This window comes from Agrobacterium sp. fls2-241-TYG-188a (assembly GCF_030209845.1).
The window spans coordinates 301,881-319,788 of sequence record NZ_JARVRD010000007.1 but is presented as its reverse complement, the minus strand read 5'-3'; the positions used below and the strand labels follow the sequence as shown (position 1 = coordinate 319,788).

Annotated in this window: 15 protein-coding genes; 10 read left to right on the top strand and 5 right to left on the bottom strand. The window is 57.9% G+C overall.

The window, feature by feature from the left end:
* Both QRN85_RS20300 and QRN85_RS20295 read right to left on the bottom strand, forming a co-directional pair.
* A complete protein-coding gene (locus QRN85_RS20300) occupies window positions 1–483 on the bottom strand; it encodes a class I SAM-dependent methyltransferase (RefSeq protein WP_112960954.1) in 483 nt (160 codons plus the stop codon).
* 12 nt (window positions 484–495) lie between these two features.
* On the bottom strand, window positions 496–1,857 hold the full coding sequence (locus QRN85_RS20295) for a nucleotide sugar dehydrogenase (RefSeq protein ID WP_502870809.1): 1,362 nt from the start codon (window positions 1,855–1,857) through the stop codon (window positions 496–498).
* 103 nt (window positions 1,858–1,960) lie between these two features.
* Here QRN85_RS20295 and QRN85_RS20290 point away from each other — a divergent pair, with 103 nt between their 5' ends.
* Together QRN85_RS20290 and QRN85_RS20285 are read left to right on the top strand one after the other, a co-directional pair.
* Complete coding sequence (locus tag QRN85_RS20290) at window positions 1,961–3,058, top strand: glycosyltransferase family 4 protein (protein ID WP_284759891.1); 1,098 nt, start codon at window positions 1,961–1,963, stop codon at window positions 3,056–3,058.
* A complete protein-coding gene (locus tag QRN85_RS20285; protein ID WP_284759890.1) occupies window positions 3,055–3,798 on the top strand; it encodes a polysaccharide deacetylase family protein in 744 nt (247 codons plus the stop codon). The genes QRN85_RS20290 and QRN85_RS20285 overlap by 4 nt, the downstream gene beginning before the upstream one ends.
* On the opposite strand, the gene QRN85_RS20280 is transcribed toward QRN85_RS20285, so the two are convergent.
* Window positions 3,790–4,755 (bottom strand): glycosyltransferase family 32 protein, encoded by a 966-nt coding sequence (locus QRN85_RS20280; RefSeq protein ID WP_284759889.1) that lies wholly within the window; start codon window positions 4,753–4,755, stop codon window positions 3,790–3,792. The two genes, QRN85_RS20285 and QRN85_RS20280, sit on opposite strands and share 9 nt — an antisense overlap.
* A gap of 198 nt (window positions 4,756–4,953) precedes the next feature.
* Between QRN85_RS20280 and QRN85_RS20275 the strand changes: the two genes are divergently transcribed.
* The 7 genes from QRN85_RS20275 (at window position 4,954) to QRN85_RS20245 (ending at window position 14,636) form a co-directional block, all read left to right on the top strand.
* Window positions 4,954–6,846, top strand: a complete 1,893-nt coding sequence (locus QRN85_RS20275; RefSeq protein ID WP_112960964.1) for an ABC transporter ATP-binding protein — start codon at window positions 4,954–4,956, stop codon at window positions 6,844–6,846.
* Window positions 6,843–8,744: an ABC transporter substrate-binding protein gene (locus QRN85_RS20270; RefSeq protein WP_284759888.1), complete on the top strand. Its 1,902-nt coding sequence runs from the start codon at window positions 6,843–6,845 to the stop codon at window positions 8,742–8,744. The genes QRN85_RS20275 and QRN85_RS20270 overlap by 4 nt, the downstream gene beginning before the upstream one ends.
* A gap of 1 nt (window position 8,745) precedes the next feature.
* On the top strand, window positions 8,746–9,744 hold the full coding sequence (locus tag QRN85_RS20265; RefSeq protein ID WP_062590367.1) for an ABC transporter permease: 999 nt from the start codon (window positions 8,746–8,748) through the stop codon (window positions 9,742–9,744).
* Complete coding sequence (locus QRN85_RS20260) at window positions 9,741–10,916, top strand: ABC transporter permease (RefSeq protein ID WP_062590365.1); 1,176 nt, start codon at window positions 9,741–9,743, stop codon at window positions 10,914–10,916. Before QRN85_RS20265 ends, QRN85_RS20260 begins: the two co-directional genes overlap by 4 nt.
* Window positions 10,917–10,986: 70 nt before the next feature.
* Entirely contained in the window at window positions 10,987–12,195 is a 1,209-nt protein-coding gene (locus QRN85_RS20255; RefSeq protein WP_113092362.1) for a glycosyltransferase family protein, read from the top strand.
* A gap of 24 nt (window positions 12,196–12,219) precedes the next feature.
* A complete protein-coding gene (locus QRN85_RS20250; RefSeq protein ID WP_284759887.1) occupies window positions 12,220–13,467 on the top strand; it encodes a glycosyltransferase in 1,248 nt (415 codons plus the stop codon).
* The gene (locus tag QRN85_RS20245) at window positions 13,449–14,636 is read left to right on the top strand and encodes a glycosyltransferase family protein (protein WP_502870808.1); all 1,188 of its coding nucleotides are present in this window, start codon (window positions 13,449–13,451) and stop codon (window positions 14,634–14,636) included. Before QRN85_RS20250 ends, QRN85_RS20245 begins: the two co-directional genes overlap by 19 nt.
* Here the strand turns inward: QRN85_RS20245 and QRN85_RS20240 are convergent.
* A complete protein-coding gene (locus tag QRN85_RS20240; RefSeq protein WP_284759885.1) occupies window positions 14,626–15,834 on the bottom strand; it encodes an FAD-dependent oxidoreductase in 1,209 nt (402 codons plus the stop codon). The two genes, QRN85_RS20245 and QRN85_RS20240, sit on opposite strands and share 11 nt — an antisense overlap.
* A 26-nt stretch (window positions 15,835–15,860) precedes the next feature.
* Entirely contained in the window at window positions 15,861–16,553 is a 693-nt protein-coding gene (locus QRN85_RS20235; RefSeq protein WP_112960981.1) for a phosphatase PAP2 family protein, read from the bottom strand.
* Window positions 16,554–16,684: 131 nt separating this feature from the next.
* Between QRN85_RS20235 and dxr the strand changes: the two genes are divergently transcribed.
* Window positions 16,685–17,884 (top strand): 1-deoxy-D-xylulose-5-phosphate reductoisomerase, encoded by a 1,200-nt coding sequence (dxr, locus tag QRN85_RS20230; protein WP_502870813.1) that lies wholly within the window; start codon window positions 16,685–16,687, stop codon window positions 17,882–17,884.
* Window positions 17,885–17,908: the final 24 nt, after the last annotated feature.

Here is a 17,908-nt window from a genome sequence, read left to right as displayed (position 1 = left end):
TCAGGCTTTCCGATAGAGGAAGTACCTGTCTTTTGGTACGGAGACCGGGACGGGAAGTGGCACAAGCGAAGCATCATCGAGCGGCAGCCCGCTGACTGCGACACCGTTGCGCGCCAGCATTCCGGCAACGAGCTGCGGCAGCCAGGTCAGTGTGACCGCGTCCTTTTCAGGATAACCGGTGCCGATATCGGCATGAACCAGCGACGCATCAACGCCGAGATAGGCCTGCGCTGTCTCGGATATCTCACCAATGACAAGATTGCCCTCTTCCGGCACCGAAGACGCATGGGCGCCCATGGCACGGTCGAAGGCGATGATGCGACGGCCGGGAAAAATTTCGCGCAGGTGATTGAAGGTGCGACCGTTTCCGAGCCCTATCTCCATGACGGGGCCATTGTCAGGCAGGTCGAGATCGGCCTGGACATGGTTCAATATGTCCCTCTGTGCCGTCAAACGGCGAATGAAGCTGTCCAGTCTGCTCATTTTTCTCTTCCATCAAGCCTTGATGATATGCTTGGCCACAATCCCGCGCTTGGCAAAGGCATTGCGGGTGTCGATGATCAATGGCGACCACTCGCTGAGGCTGGCATAATCGATATTGTCATGGTCGGTCGCGACCAGAACCGCGTCGAAACTTTCGATTGTCTGCTTGTCCCAGGAGACGGACTTCATTCCAAGCAGATCGCCATATTCGCGTGTTTTCGGGATTTCGGCCACGAAAGGATCGAAATAGGACACCTGTCCCTTTCGCTCGGAAATCAGCTCGATCAGTTTCAAAGATGGGCTTTCGCGAATATCGGGAACGTTCTTCTTGTAGGCCAGCCCGACGACAAGAACCTTGGAGCGGCTGAGAGCCTTGCCCAGATGCAGGTCGAGAGCCTCTGCAAGGCGACCGACGACATGGCCCGGCATGGCAGTGTTGATCTGCCCCGCAAGCTCGATAAAGCGTGTTGGCAAGTCGTATTCGCGTGATTTCCAGGTCAGGTAAAACGGATCGATGGGAATGCAATGTCCACCAAGCCCGGGACCGGGGTAAAAGGGCATGTACCCGAAGGGCTTCGTTTTGGCCGCATCGATAACTTCCCAGATGTCGATACCCATCGCCTCGTAGACGACCTTCAATTCGTTGACGAGCGCGATGTTGACGGCCCGGAACACGTTTTCGGTAATCTTCACCGCTTCCGCAGTCGCATTGGTGGAAACCGGAACCACGGTCTTTACTACGGCCCCATAAAACGCCGTCATCAATGTCGCTGCATCAGCGCCATCGCCAGATACCACCTTGGGAATGGTCGAGGTCTGGAAGTCGCGGTTGCCGGGATCTTCCCGTTCCGGAGAAAAGCCAAGGAAGAAATCGGTGCCCGACCGCAGGCCGGTCTTTTCCAGAATGGCCTTGACCACCCCATCCGTGGTGCCGGGATAGGTCGTTGATTCCAGCACGACAAGCTGCCCCGGACGCAGGCTTCTGGCTATCTCGCGACAGGTGTTTTCCACGTAGGAGAGATCGGGATCTCGGTATTTGGTCAGCGGCGTCGGCACACAAATGGCAATGACATCACAGTCTGCAAGCCGCGAAAAATCGCAGGTCGCAATGAACCCTCCATTCTCGCGCGCTCCGTTCAGGATATCGTCAGATACCGCCTCGATATAGCTTTTGCCGGCATCGATTGCCGTGATCTTGCCGGGGTCAATGTCGAAACCCACGACCTTGAAACCGGAATTGGCAATGGTCATGGCCAGTGGCAGGCCGACATAGCCAAGGCCGATGACGCCTGCCGTCGCTTTTCTGGACTGGACGAGTTCGAGAAGGTGTTGTGCGTTGGATGAGGATGTCAAAGCTGATTGCGCTCCGCGCATGGAAAAAGATGTCCATCAGTTGGGCAAGAAGAAGCAGAGTGTCAAGGTTAGGTGCCTCGATTTCCCATTGACGAAGCCTTCTGCGGCAAAGCAGAACTAGCACATGAAAATCGCATTCTATTCTCCGCTGAAATCGCCCAACCACCCCGTTCCCTCCGGCGACAGGCTGATGGCGCGCCTGTTGATCAGGGCACTCCAGCTGGGTGGGCATGAGGTAGAGGTCGTTTCCGAGCTTCGCAGCTTTCAACGCGAACCGGTTGGCGAGGGACAGGATAGTCTGAAACTGGCGGCTGAAAGGGAGCGGGAAGGCATCGCTGCGGCATGGCAGCGCGACGGCACACCGGATGTCTGGTTCTGCTACCACCCCTATTACAAGGCCCGTGACCTGTTGGGGCCATCGCTGTGCCAAAGTTTCGGCGTGACCTATGTGACAGCGGAAGCCTCCTATTCACCGAAGCGCAACGGCATGGGCTGGGAGACGATCCAGGCCGAATTGCTGGCAGATCTACGGTTAGCTGCGGTCAATATCTGCTTTACGGAACGCGACAGACAGGGTCTCCTGAATGCTGAGCCCCTGCTTCAATCGGCGCTTTTGCCCCCCTTCATCGATACCGCCCTCTTCGAAAAGACAGCTTCATCGCCCATTCGCTACCGGATGGCGGCCGTGGCCATGATGCGCGCGGGCGACAAGCTGAGCAGCTATCGTGCGCTGTCACAGGCGTTGCAGCACCTGCCGGAGGATTGTCCCTGGTCGCTGGATATCGTGGGAGACGGGCCGGAGCGCGAGACGGTACACGGGCTGTTCGACAGCTTCGACCATGAGCGCATCATCTGGCATGGCGAACAGACGCCAGAAAACATCGCCACCATTCTTTCCCGCGCGTCGCTCTATGTCTGGCCCGGGCACGGCGAAGCCTATGGACTTGCCTATCTGGAGGCACAGGCAGCGGGCCTGCCAGTGGTCGCCGAAAAGGTCGCTGGCGTTCCCGCTGTCGTCACGAGTGGTAAAACCGGCCTGTTGACGGAAGCGGGCAACACAGAAGCCTATGCCGATGCATTGCTGCTGTTGATGAAAGACGAAACCCTGCGGCTGGAAATGGCGGCCAGGGCCCGACATTTCGCCATCGCCGAACGCTCGCTCGGCAGCGCTTCCGCCGCGCTTGACGCCATTATCAAATCCCTGCCGGGAGAGACATCATGAGTAAAAGACTGTTACTTGATACGCTGGATGACTTCGCCGCACGCAATATCGTTGCGGATCTCTGGTTGCGTGACGATGACGCGGTCGAGCCGACACCGGCGCTGGACAGATTTCTGAACCTCTGCGGAGAGTTTGCCATACCCCCAACGCTTGCGGTCATTCCCGAGCCAACGGGTAAGGCCTTGGCCGCTCATCTTGGGAAATACGCCGAGGTCGATGTTGCCGTTCACGGCTGGGCACATCGCAACCACGCAGGGCCGCAAGAAAAAAAGCGCGAACTGGGACTGCACAGACCCCTCGACCTCGTGCTGGGAGAGTTACGCCAGGGGCTCGCCAAGCTTCAGGCATTGCATGGGGACCGATGTGTTCCCATGCTTGTGCCGCCATGGAACCGTATCGACGCCGAAGTGATCGAGTGTCTGCCAGACCTCGGCTACAAGGCCCTTTCAGTCTATGGGCCGGAGGAGGAAACCAGCCTTTCCCTTCTCAACACCCATATTGATGTCATCGACTGGCGTGGCTCGCGCGGCGGCAAGGACCACGACACTCTGTTTGCAGACATAGCGATGCGCCTTCGCACCGCACATGGCAGCGGCCGCATGACCGGGATCCTGACGCATCATCTCGACCATGACGAAACCGTATGGGCTTTCCTTCGATCGCTCTTCGAAGTCACATCCCGCCATCCCGCCTGCCGCTGGCGCTCATCCCGCCTTTGGCTCAAGGAAATTTCACCATGACTTCCATGCGATCAGCAACCCACCATCTGCAGCTTGCACACCGCGTCGAAGATCGTCCACCGCGCTGAGTGGCGCACGGTCCGGCAGCGCGGCCAAGACAAAATTTCCGCCCGCGAGCGATACCGATCCCGCTCCGCGCGCAACCTCCGTAAAGATCAACGGCCCCGTCGCCCACCAGGCGGGTGCCCTCGGCAACTTCTGAAATATCTCGGGGAAAGATTGCAGCATTCGCTCGAACACCGGATGACCGGCGGGCGTGGCGATGAAGGAATTTGCCAGCAACAGGCTGCCCTGGCCCGTCTTGCGGGGCACATCCTCGCCGAATGCGGTCAAACCGATCATCGGCAGCATATCGAAAAAGCTGACATCGTCCCGGGCAGGATAAAAATCGCAATCGAGGTAGATTCCGCCAAAGCGCGAAAGGATGACGTAACGGGCAACATCGACGGCACCGGGATAATCCCCGTCTTCAACCATTCTGGAAAAGACAGGGTTTGATGAAATGCCGGCTTCATCCAGGTCCCTCTCGCGCCACAGGCGATACTCGATCCCGTTTTGACGGGCGTGGTCCGACCATGCCTGTGTTGACACCGGCACCGGGCGATCGCCGATCCATATCTGATGGATGATCCTTGGGACCGGCTTGCGGTTCAACGCCGCAATCGAGCGACGCTCATCGAGCGAAAAGCGGCCAAAGGGCTCAAGAACGTCAGGCGGCGGAACAAGGAGATATTGATGGCCCGTCGTGCTGACCTTGTCGCGCTGCGCCTTCGCAAGAGCCAGAAAGGCAGAGTGAAGCTTCCTTGGGAGCCCAAGCGCCGTCGTCTCACCCATCAAATGTCTATCCGGCTCATCGGAAAGCCGGGCGAGACGTTCGCGGGCTTCCTCAAATTGCCTGACCGCAATCAGTTGCCTGATCTCCGACAGCTTTTTATCCAGACTGGCCTTATCAGACATGGCAACTCCCTCAGAGTTTAATAACTCGGACACATCTTCGAAATACATGTTTTCTATTATGTGAGCGATATTCGGAACATCCTTAAATTTTCGATGTTTCAGGAGCATAGACAGAACTAGGGGGCTGCGATAACGTGATTTCAATGGCCCAAAACAATTGCTCCAGGCAAGATAAGAAACGGTGAGGACACCCTTGGCATGAGTTTAGGCGCCGATTTGCTTCGCATTGAAGATCTTCAGGTTTCCTTTTCCTTGATGGGCGGCAAAATTGACGCCGTCAGAAATACAAGTCTTCGTATTCTGCCCGGCAAGGTCACCGCGCTGGTGGGAGAATCCGGCTCAGGAAAATCGGTCATCGGCCAGACCATCATGGGTATCCAGCCACGCACCGCCAGGGTCAGTGGCCGCGTGCTGTTCTCCGATCCTGCACGCCCGGAAACGGGTGCGGTCGATCTTTTAAGCCTCGATCCCGATGGCAAGCCAATGCGAGCCATCCGTGGCAACCGCGTCGGGCTTATCTTTCAGGAGCCGATGACGTCGTTTTCGCCGCTCCACACGATCGGTAACCAGATCGATGAAGCTTTGAGAATTCACTCGGTGCTGACACCTAGGGAAAGACAGGCCAAGCTTGAGGAGACGCTGGACCTCGTCGGTTTTCCCAATCCAAAAAAAATCTGCAACATGTATCCTTTCGAGCTGTCTGGCGGGATGCGCCAGCGCGCCATGATTGCCATGGCGCTGATCTGTCGCCCGGCCCTGCTGATCGCAGATGAGCCGACGACGGCACTCGACGTGACGATCCAGGCGCAGATTCTCAAGCTGCTTCGCGATCTGCAGAACAAGCTCAACATGAGCATGTTGCTCATCACCCACGATCTCGGTGTGGTTGCCAATATTGCCGATGAAGTTGCTGTTATCTACCAGGGCGAAATCATGGAGTCCGGAACGGTGGACGACATCTTCCGCGCACCGTCCCACCCCTATCTGAAGGGCCTTATGGCCGCCGTGCCGCATTTCGACATGAAACCGGGCGAAAGGCTGAAGGCGCTTCGCGATGTCGTCATCGACAAGGAAAGCCTGATCGGCAAGTCATCCGCCAATGTCGACAAGGCGGACGGCGTGCTGTTGACCGTCAACAATGTCAGCAAGACATTCACGACCCGCAAATCGAGCTGGTTCACCTCTGGAAAATCCTTGGAAACAAAGGCCGTCGATGGCGTGAGCTTTGACATCAGGCGCGGCGAATGTCTGGGGCTCGTCGGTGAGAGCGGCAGCGGCAAGACAACGGTCAGCAAGATCCTGATGCGCGCGGTGCGACCGGACGAGGGCTCCATAACCTTCCACAGCCGCACCGGCGATATCGACGTTCTCGACGCAAAGGATGGCGACCTGCGGGAACTGCGCACGAAGATCCAGATGGTTTTTCAGGACCCCATATCGTCGCTGTCACCACGCATGACCGTCAGCAACATCCTGAGCGAGCCGCTCGAAATTCATGGTCGAGGCGATGCTGCCTATCGATCCGAAAAGGTTCGCAACCTCCTGAAAGCAATCGGGCTTGGCGACAGCGCGCTCAATCGTTACCCGCATAGTTTTTCCGGCGGCCAGCGGCAGCGCATCGGCATTGCAAGGGCGCTGACGCTTGGGCCAGAACTGCTGATCTGCGACGAGCCGGTCTCGGCCCTCGACGTTTCGGTTCAGGCGCAGATTTTGAACCTCCTGAAGGATTTGCAGAAAGACCTCGGGCTGACCTACCTGTTCATTTCTCACAATCTGGCTGTTGTCGATTACATGGCCGACCGGGTTGCCGTGATGTGCGAAGGCAGGATCGTGGAACTGGCGCCGAGGGAAGCCTTGATGCGCAACCCCGTCCACCCCTACACAAAATCCCTGCTGGCTGCCGTTCCTTTCCCGGATCTCGACAGGCCGCTCGATTTCAGCACCATCGGCAAGATCAGCGCGACCGGCAAATTCGACTGGGGCAAGCAGTTTCGCGCCAATGACAATGATACTCTCGTAACCGCAGACCTCGGCGACGGGCATCTCGTGCTGGCCAATGGAAATGTCGATGTGTCGGAGCTGCGCTCGTGATTACCCGTAGAACAACTCTTGCCCTTCTGGCCTCTGTTTTCGCGCCTTGGAAAGCAAACGCTGCCTACATCGATTCCGATTTCTTCAAGGAAAAGCGCGACAAGGGAGAGCTTCCGCCGGTTGAGCAGCGGTTGCCCAAAAATCCTCGGGTCATAAATCTCGCAGATCATGGTCGCCAGCCGGGTCGCCATGGCGGCTCCGTCCGTATGCTGATTGGCGGACAGCGCGATATCCGCCTCATGCCCATCAACAGCTATGCGCGCCTTGTCGGTTATGACGAGAATTTCAACTTCCAGCCGGATATTCTGGAAGGCTATACGATCGATGAAGAGCGCATCTTCACGCTGAAACTGCGTGATGGACACAAATGGTCTGACGGCAGCGATTTCACCTCGGAAGACTTCCGCTATTTCTGGGAAGACGTCGCTCTCAACCTGGAGATCCACAAGGGTGGCCCGCCCATCGAATTGCTGGTCTACGACAAGCCGCCCAAGGTGGAGGTCATCGACCGCCTGACCATTCGCTACACGTGGGAAGGTCCCAATCCCGATTTTCTGGCCAAGCTCGCGGGCGCATCTCCTGCCCGCATCTTCCTGCCATCGGCCTACATGAAGCAGTTCCACATCAAATATCAGACGCCGGAAAATCTTGCCAAGTTGGCGAAGAAAAACAAGGCGGATGACTGGAGCAGCCTGCATATCAAGATGTCGCGGCAGCTTAGGCCTGAAAACCCTGACCTTCCGACGCTTGACGCCTGGCGCAATATCACCCCGCCGCCTGCCGAGCAGTTCATTTTCGAACGCAACCCGTATTATCACCGGGTCGATGAAAACGGCCTGCAGCTGCCCTATCTCGATCGCTTCCTGCTGAATGTCACCTCATCGGAAATCATTGCCGCAAAAACTGCGTCCGGCGACAGCGACCTGCAGTTCATGGGGCTCGATTTCAACGACTATACCTACCTCAAGGAGGCGGAAGATCGCTTTCCGCTGAAGGTCAATCTGTGGACACGCAGCCAGGGCTCGCGCGTCTGTCTTCTGCCCAACCTCAATTGCGGCGACGACGTCTGGCGCAACCTGTTCCGCGATGTGCGGATGCGACGGGCTCTTTCTGTCGGCATCGACAGGCACGAGATCAACATGGTCTGCTTCTATGGCCTCGCCAAGGAAAGTGCCGACACGGTCTTGCCTGAGAGCTCGCTGTTCCGCCCGGAATTTGCCAGGGCCTGGTCGGACTTCAATCCGAAAATGGCGAATGCGCTGCTGGATGAACTTGGCCTGACCAAGCGCAACGACAGGGGCATCCGGCTGCTGCCCGACGGGCGGGCGGCGCATATCATCGTCGAAACCGCCGGTGAAAGCACGCTTGAAACGGACGTGCTTGAACTCGTGACCGACCATTGGCGTCAGCTCGGCATATCGCTCTCCAGCCGTCCGACCCAGCGCGACGTGTTCAGAAAGCGGGCCATGGGTGGCGAGGTGATGATGTCGGTGTGGTTCGGCATGGACAATGCCGTGCCGACGCCCGACATGCTGCCCGCGGGACTAGCTCCAACCGGCGACGACCAGCTGCAATGGCCTGTCTGGGGCGTGCACTACCTGTCTGGCGGACGCGAGGGTGTCGAGCCAGACCTGCCTGAGGCCGCGCATCTCCTGGCCCTTCTCAAACAATGGCGGCGAAGCGTGAAGGAAGAAGACCGTCGCAATATCTGGCTTGAGATGCTCAGCATCTATTCCCAGCAGGTCTTTTCCATCGGCATCGTCAACAGCGCCCTGCAACCGATCGTCCACGCGGCGAAAATGCGGAATGTTCCGGAAAAGGGCCTCTACGGTTTTGAGCCCACATCCTATCTCGGTGTCTATATGCCAGACGCGTTCTGGTACGACGGAGAAGCATGACATGCTTAGATACGTCGTAGGGCGCCTGCTGGTCATGATCCCCACTCTCATTTTGATTTCGATGCTGGTCTTCACCATCATCGAATTGCCGCCGGGGGATTATTTCGAAAGCTATGTTTCGGAAATGCGGGCCATGGGCGAGTCCGCCAACATGGCGGAGATCGAGGAGCTGCGCGTTCGCTACGGCTTCGATCAGCCGGCACCGATCCGCTATTTCCGATGGGTGACGGGAATGCTGGTGGGAGATTTCGGCTATTCCTTCGAATATCAGCTGCCCGTCAACGAAGTCGTCGGTGATCGCTTGTGGCTGACGATGCTCGTATCCTTCGTCACTATCTTCGTGACCTGGATTCTCGCCTTCCCCATCGGCATCTATTCCGCCACCCACAAATACAGCTGGGGTGACTATGGCCTCACCTTCCTGGGACTGCTCGGCATCGCCATCCCCAACTTCATGCTTGCGCTCATCTTGATGTACTTTGCCAATATCTGGTTCGGAACCTCCATCGGGCACCTGATGGACCGGGAATATCTGAACCAGGCCATGAGCTGGGCGAAGTTCAAATCCATTCTGGAGCATCTGTGGATACCCGTCCTCATCATCGGCACGGCCGGAACCGCCGGCATGATCCGTCGCCTGCGGGCAAACCTGCTGGACGAATTGCAGAAGCAATATGTCGTCACGGCCCGCGCCAAGGGTCTGCACCCCTTCAAGGTGCTGACCAAATACCCGCTGCGCATGGCGCTGAACTTCTTCATATCGGATATCGGCTCCATTCTGCCCGCCATCATCTCCGGTGCTGAAATCACCGCTGTCGTTCTGTCACTGGAAACGACCGGTCCAATGCTGATCCGTGCCCTGCAAAGTCAGGACATGTATCTGGCCGGTTCCTTCCTGATGTTTCTGGCGTTCCTGACGGTGATCGGCGTATTGGTTTCCGATATCGCACTCGCCATTCTGGACCCTCGTATCCGCTTTGGGGGTGGTAACGTAAAATGACCTCCACCATTCCCAAGCCCGGCGAGCCGTTGCCCCACTATGTATCGACGGCCCCGTTCGATCCCAACCTTATCGAGCCAACGACTTCGGGGGCTGCAGCCTTCAACAAGGCATCGCAGTTCAGGCTGATGTGGTGGCAGTTTCGCCAGCACAAGGTCGCGCTATATTCCGGCATTTTCCTGCTGGTCGTCTATCTGTCCATCCTGATCTGCGAATTTCTGGCGCCCTATAATCTGCATACCCGCAACGTCGAAAACATCTACGCACCGCCTCAGGCCGTTCATCTGTTCCATGACGGGCAGTTTGTCGGGCCTTTCGTCTATGGGCGAAAGATGAGCCTCGACATGGAAAATCTGCGGCGCGTCTATAGCGACGTGCCGACGGACGTCCAGAAACTGCGCTTCTTCTGCCGTGGCGATGATTATCGTTTCTGGGGCCTGTTCGACAGCAACGTCCATCTGGTCTGCCCGGCGGAGGGTGGACAAATGTACCTGCTCGGCACCGACCGGCTTGGGCGGGATGTGCTTTCGCGTATCATCTATGGCGCACGCATTTCCTTGACGATCGGGCTTTTCGGCGTCGCCATGAGCTTTGTCCTGGGCATTGTCATCGGCGGTCTGGCGGGCTACCGCGGTGGCGTGTTCGATCTGATCGTCCAGCGCATCATCGAGGTTCTGCAGTCTATCCCAAGCATTCCCCTTTGGCTGGCGCTCGCGGCCATCATGCCCGTGACCTGGAGCCCTATCCTCGTCTATCTCGGCATTACGCTCATCCTCGGGCTTCTGGACTGGACGGGACTGGCGCGCGCGGTGCGCTCAAAACTTCTGGCTCTGCGTGAAGAGGATTATGTTCTTGCTGCCCAGTTGATGGGAGCAAGCACACCGCGTATCATCGGGCGACATCTTATCCCCGGCTTCATGTCGCATCTGATTGCGTCGGCGACACTGACCATACCGGGCATGATTCTTGGTGAGACGGCACTCAGCTTCCTCGGCCTTGGATTGCGCCCCCCCATCACAAGTTGGGGCATTCTGCTCACAGAAGCGCGAAGCGTGAGCGTGATTGCCCTTTATCCCTGGCTTCTTTTGCCGACCATCCCGGTGGTGCTCGTCATCCTGGCCTTTAATTTCTTTGGCGACGGACTACGTGATGCGGCAGATCCTTTCAAATAACGACGGACCTTCCAGTGATATATCGACCCCCTATGACGCATTATTCGAAGCTGGACCCGAGGTGCCAAGCGTGAGCGCCCGTCTGAACGACGTCCGCATCCTGATGTACAGCCACGATTCCTTCGGTCTGGGCCACTTGCGTCGCTGTCGGACGATTGCCCACGCCCTTGTCGAGGATTACCGCGGGCTCAATGTTCTGATCATCTCCGGCGCCACTATCGCCGGTGCATTCGACTACCGTGCCCGGGTGGATTTCGTCAAAATCCCCAGCGTCATCAAGCTCAGAAATGGCGAATATACCTCGCTCGACCGGCATATCGATCTTCAGGAAACGCTGAAGATGCGCCGCTCGATCATCTACCACACCGCCGAAAGCTTCCAGCCGGACATCTTCATCGTGGACAAGGAACCCATGGGCCTGCGCGGTGAGGTGGAGGAAACGCTGGCCTACCTCCAACAAAAGGGCACCAAGCTGGTTATCGGCCTGCGTGACGTGATGGACGCGCCGAATTTGCTGGAAGCGGAGTGGAAGCGAAACGATATTCTGCGCAAGATCGAACATTACTACGATCACGTCTGGGTCTACGGTCCGCCGGATTTTCACGATCCGCTTCTCGGCCTCGACGTGCCATCCGCGGTGCGCGAGAAAATGGACTTTGTCGGCTTTCTGCAACGCTCCAAGACGCAGTCTGAAAGCACGTCTTACCGCGCCGAAGGTGACTACATTCTGGTGACCACCGGCGGTGGCGGGGATGGCAGCGAACTGATCGACAATGTCATCAATGCCTACAAGGCCGCTCCCGAGCTGACGCAAAAGACGCTGATCGTTCTCGGTCCCTATATGCCTGGCGAACAGCGCCAGCGCTTCATGCAGAACACGTCCGGCATTCCGCATATCGAGATCATCGAATTCGATAACCGGATGGAGGATATCGTCGCTGGAGCGAAAGCAGTCGTTTCGATGGGCGGATACAACACGGTTTGCGAAATCCTTTCCTTTGACAAGCCTGCTCTTATCGTGCCGCGCATCGTTCCGCGCGAGGAACAGTTGATCCGCGCAACACGAGCCTCCGAGCTCGGCCTTTTCGACATGCTGCTGCCGGAAGATGCGGAAGACCCGCATAAGATGGCGCAGGCACTCAAAGCCCTGCTCACCCGGGCTCCACCTTCCGCCAATGGCAAGGGTATCGAGCTTGACGGGCTGGAAAATATTTCAAAACGCATTGCCGAATGGCTTCAGCCGCAGGATGCCGTCAAGGTCATCCCCGCCAGCGGCTAATATTTAAAAAGAGACACGGACATCGTGACCATCAGACATAAGATCGTGGTTCTTCTGAAGGGGTATCCGCGTCTGTCGGAAACTTTCATCGCACAGGAACTTCTGGGGCTGGAAAAGGCAGGGCTGGAACTGGAACTCGTTTCCATGAGGCGGCCGACGGACAAGAAGCGCCACCCCGTGCACGACGAGATACAGGCACGTGTCACCTATCTGCCGGAATATCTGCATGAAGAACCCTTGCGCGTTCTCAAAGCCCTGTGGGCCTGCCGGAAGAAGCCCGGTTTCGCCAAGGCGCTGAAGCTTCTGGCGCGCGATCTGCGCCATGACTTTACCCGCAATCGCTTCCGCCGCTTCGGTCAGGCCGCCGTACTTGCTCATGGGTGGCCTAAAGACGCCGGCTGGCTGCATGTGCATTTCATCCACACACCGGCATCGGTTGCAGCCTATACGCATGTCATCAGCGGCATTCCCTGGACGATTTCGGCCCACGCCAAGGACATCTGGACTTCAAGCGACAGGGACCTTTCCGCCAAGCTGGATAGCGCCCGCTGGGCGGTAACCTGCACGGAGAGCGGTTTTCGGCACCTGCAAAATCTCTCGCGTGACAAGGGCAAGGTCCACCTTAGCTATCACGGCCTTGATCTGACGCGCTTTCCGCATTTCGAAGGTCCGAGGACACCGCGCGACGGTTCGGATCCGAATGATCCTGTCCGAATCCTCAGCGTCGGACGCGCCGTCAAGAAAAAGGGCATCGACATTCTCCTTCGCGCCCTGGCGGCCCTGCCCTCATCGCTGTCATGGCAATTCACCCACATCGGCGGCGGTGACGAGCTGCGAGGGCTGAAGGCTCTTGCTGCCGAACTTGGCATTTCCGACCGTATCACGTGGACGGGAGCCATGGACCAGAAGCAGGTGCTGGAACATTACCGGCAGGCCGATCTCTTTGCACTGGCCTGCCGCATCACCAGCGATGGCGACCGCGATGGGTTGCCAAACGTTCTGGTGGAGGCGGCAAGCCAGAATCTCGCCTGTGTATCGACAAATATTTCCGGTATCCCGGAGTTTTTCATCGATGGAGAGAATGGCGTTCTGACGGAGTCGGAAGACGCGACAGCATTCTCCGATGCCCTGCGCAGCGTGATCGTTGACCCCGAAAAACGCGCAAAACTTGGCGCAGCGGCAGAAAACCGCGTGCGCAGTTCATTCGATCATCGCAATTCCATTACAGAATTGAAGGCATTGTTCGAACAGGAATGGGAGGCAAAGCTGTGATCGCCAAGAAATCAGCGCCGCGCGTTTTCTTCTATGTGCAACACCTGCTCGGCATCGGCCATATTGCCCGCGCCAGCCGGATTGCCCGTGCCCTGGTTGCCGACGGTTTCGACGTGACCCTGGTAACGGGTGGAACCCCGGTACCGGGATTTCCCGGCGAGGGCATCCGCCATATCGAACTGCCGCCCATTGCTGTCAGCGACGGTAACTTTGCCGGTCTGGTGGATGCAACGGGCAAGCCGGTTGACGATGCCTTCAAGGATGATCGCACGAGCATGTTGCTCGGTGCCTATCACGGCGCACGGCCAGACATCGTCATCATCGAGGCGTTTCCTTTCGGTCGCAGGCAAGTACGCTTTGAGCTTATGCCGCTGCTGAGCGCCATCGACCACAGTCTGGAGCGTCCGCTGGTCATGACCTCGCTGCGCGACATCCTGCAGGAACGCGCCAAGCCGGGGCGCGACGAAGAAACCATCGCCCTCGTCAAAAAGCATTTCGATACGGTGCTTGTGCATGGCGACCCGGATTTCGTGCGGCTGGAAGATACGTTTCCGCTCGCCCACCAGATCAGCCAGCGGATCGTCTATACCGGCCTTGTTGCACCTGCCAGACCGGAGGCTCCCCGGGACCGTTTCGATGTGGTCGTGTCAGCAGGCGGTGGAGCGGTCGGCGCAAAGCTTATCGGCGCGGCACTGGATGCGGCTCCCGCCATCGACCGCGTCAAAAGCTGGTGCCTGATCACCGGGCCGAACATGCCGCAGGCGGATGTGGATGCCATTTCCGCACGAGCAGGCAACGGAATAGAGGTTTTCCGGTTCCGGAAGGACTTCGCCAACCTTTTGTCAGGAGCCCGTCTTTCGATATCGCAAGCCGGCTACAACACGGTTTGCGACATACTGCAGGCCAAATGCCGCTCCCTGCTCATTCCCTTCGCAGCCAGCGGAGAGACGGAACAGGGCGCACGCGCCAGCCGCCTTGCAAAACTGGGTCTTGCCCAGGTTCTTGAAGAGGATGCCATATCTCCGCAATCCATGGCTGACGCCATCAATGCGGCGCTGGACCTGCCTGAACCCGGCCATATCGACCTTGATCTGGATGGAGCGGCCGGGACGGCGCGGATATTGCGCCAGCTCTACGACGAGCGCGAACATGACAGGCTCAGTGTCTGAGCTTCTCGCGTCGGAAGCCGAGCCCTATCAACCTGCCTGCCAGATGCGCCAGAAGTGGAAAGCGCATGATGGCCAGAACGAAAGCTGGCGGACCCTTTGCCTTTTTCGCATCGGCCTGATCTTTTCTGTTCTTGCTGCGCATCATCAATTGCAGCCGCTGCGTCGCCTTTGTCGGAAAAGTCCGACGTTTCTCTATCGCAGCCAGATCGGCATCGGTGATGGCCCGGCCAGAGGTCAGGATGGGAACGAGCACGTTTGCTGTCGCCACCGCATCCTGAATGGCCAGATTGACGCCCACACCGCCGATGGGCGACATGGCGTGCGCCGAATCTCCGATGCAGATAACGCCCGGCTTCCACCATTGTGTGAGACGGTCGATCCGCACGGTCAGCAACTGGACATCGTTCCAGCTTTCCAACTCCAGAAGCCGTTCCTGCGGCAGCGGGCAGACCTGCGCGACCTGTTTGCGAAATGCATCCAGCCCCTTTGACCTGATCTCGGCGAAGACACCCTTGCGAACGACATAGCCACATTGCCAGTAGTCGCCGCGGTCGATGAGGACGAAGCCCTGTTGCGGGCCGGCATGTCCCATCGTTTCAACCGGATCCCCCGGCTGTTTTGACAGCCGCATCCACAGCACTTCTGTCGGCACGCCGAATCTCTGGATTTCCAGACCAGCCTTTTCCCGAATTGCGGAGTTGCGCCCATCCGCTCCGACCACAAGGTCCGACTCGACAGTCAAAGGGCCGTTTGCGGTTTCAAGGTGAAGGCCACGCACTCTTCCTCCATCTTCGACCAGATCGGTCACGGTCGCACCCATCAACAGTCGGAAATTCTCATAGTGACCGGCCTTGCCCGCGATGAAATTGAGAAAATCCCATTGCGGCATGAAAGCGATGAAGCGATTTTTAACCGGCAGCCATGAAAAATCAGCGATCGTGATCTTTCGCTCGCCAATCTGTGCATGGAGTTTTTCCGCCTTCGTGTGCGGAAGCGCCAGAAACTCCTTGATGAAGCCAAGCTGCTCGATGATTTCAAGCGTTGACGGATGAATGGTGTCGCCGCGGAAATCGCGAAGGAAATCGGCGTGTTTCTCGATCACGGTCACGTCGATGTTGAAGCGCGCCAGGAGAAGCCCGAGCATCATCCCCGCCGGTCCGCCACCGGCAATCGCCACGGTCGTTCTTATCGACTGCATGATCTGGATTCCACTTCGCCCAATGGCTAGCTCCGCCGAGACACGGCATGTTTCGGGTGCGGCCAGCCATTCTCATTGAAACTGAACAACCATCCCCCCCGCGCAAAGATGAAGGCAAAGGCAATCGCCGTCCAGGTGCCCAGCAACAGCCCGGCAGCAACATCGCTGGGATAATGCGCCCCAACAATGACGCGTGAGACACCGATGACCAGGGCAAGACCGATGAAAAGAAAACGGAAGCGGGGAACAAGCATCAGAAAGGCGCCGAAAAAGGAGCCCGCTGCGGCTGAGTGTCCGGACGGAAAGCTCTCATAGAGATTGTCGCCGGTAAAGGGTGTGAGACTGTAGGCCCCCATCTCCATCAGAAGCTCCGGCCTTGCGCGTCCGATGAGGAATTTCAGCAGATGGACGAGCACACTTGCCGTACCGATTGTCGAGAAAAAATAGAAGAGGAGACGCCACGTCGTTCTTATGCGCACACCATAGGCGCGCGTCCCGAATGCACGGGCAGCCGTATAGGCGAGGATTGCCAGAAACCCTGTGGTGTAGAGCATCCAGCGGAACGTGCCGAAATCCGTTATTGCCTGGTTGAAGCCGATGACAGCGGCTGGAAGTGCCTGCGCCCGTTGCGAGATCAGCGGATCAAAAGGGATGAATGCCAGCACGAGAACGATAGTCGCAATAAAAATCCAACCACTTGAAACAAAAAAGCGCCGCATGTCATTCCTCAGCATCAGGGGTGAGACTATGCGGGCAGCAACCGCCAAACACAAGTGTGGGTTCCTCCTTGTTATGCCCGCCTTTGCCTTGTAGAGGCTTGAAAGACATTATCGATATGAACCGGATTGTTATGACGAACGCTCAAGGCCCGACTTCACCACACAGGCTGACCATTCTTGGTTCCACCGGCTCCATTGGCACGAATACGGTGGACGTCATCCGGCAGCTGGGCGGTCGTGACCGGTTCGAGGTGATGGCATTAACCGGAGCGAGCAATATCGACCTTCTGGCGCAACAGGCCCGCGACCTCGGCGTCAAGCTTGCCGTTACCTCGCAGGAAGATAAATACGCTGCCTTGAAGGATGCTCTTGCTGGAACAGGCATTGCCGTCGCAAGCGGCCAAAGCGGCCTTGATGAAGCCGCCGGCATGGATGCAGACTGGGTGATGGCGGCCATTGCCGGAACGCCGGGGCTTGAGCCGACGCTTGCCGCGGCACGGCGTGGCGCCAATATTGCTCTGGCGAACAAGGAATGTCTCGTTTCCGCCGGAGACGTCTTTCTTCGCGCCGTTTCCGAAGGGGGCGGCCAACTTATTCCCGTCGACAGCGAACACAGCGCGATTTTTCAATGCTTGGAACCCCATAACAGAAAGGCCATCGAACGCATCGTGTTGACAGCGTCCGGAGGTCCGTTCCGTACGCATAGTCGCGAGCAGATGGCCGGGGTGACTGCCGACGTTGCGCGGGCGCATCCCAACTGGTCGATGGGCCTCAAAGTATCCATCGGCAGTGCCTCCATGTTCAACAAGGCGCTGGAAATGATCGAGGCGAAATATCTGTTCGATCTTTCGCCCGACCAGATCGAGGTTATCGTTCATCCACAATCGATCATCCATTCCATGGTGGCCTACACGGATGGCTCCGTCATAGCGCAACTCGGGTGCCCGGACATGCGCACGGCCATCGCTTACGCACTGACCTACCCCGCGCGCGGCGATATCGAGGTGGAGCGTCTGGACTTTGCCAGGTTGGCGAGGCTGGATTTTGAAGCACCTGACGAGGTTCGCTTCCCTGCCCTCAGGCTGGCCAGAACCGCCTTGCAGCGTGGCGGTGCGCAGGGCGCCGTCCTCAATGCCGCCGATGAAGCCGCATATCACGCCTTCGTTGACGGGCAGATCGGCTTTCTGGATATGGCGGACATCGTGGAGATCGTGATGGACCGCATGAACGACGGAAGGACCGCCCAGACTATCGAGGATGTCCTTGCTGCTGATGCGCAGGCGCGGACTTATGCGCAGGAAACCATTCTCAATAAACAAAAGGCCGCATAACGCGGCCCTTCGTTCCGAAATTTC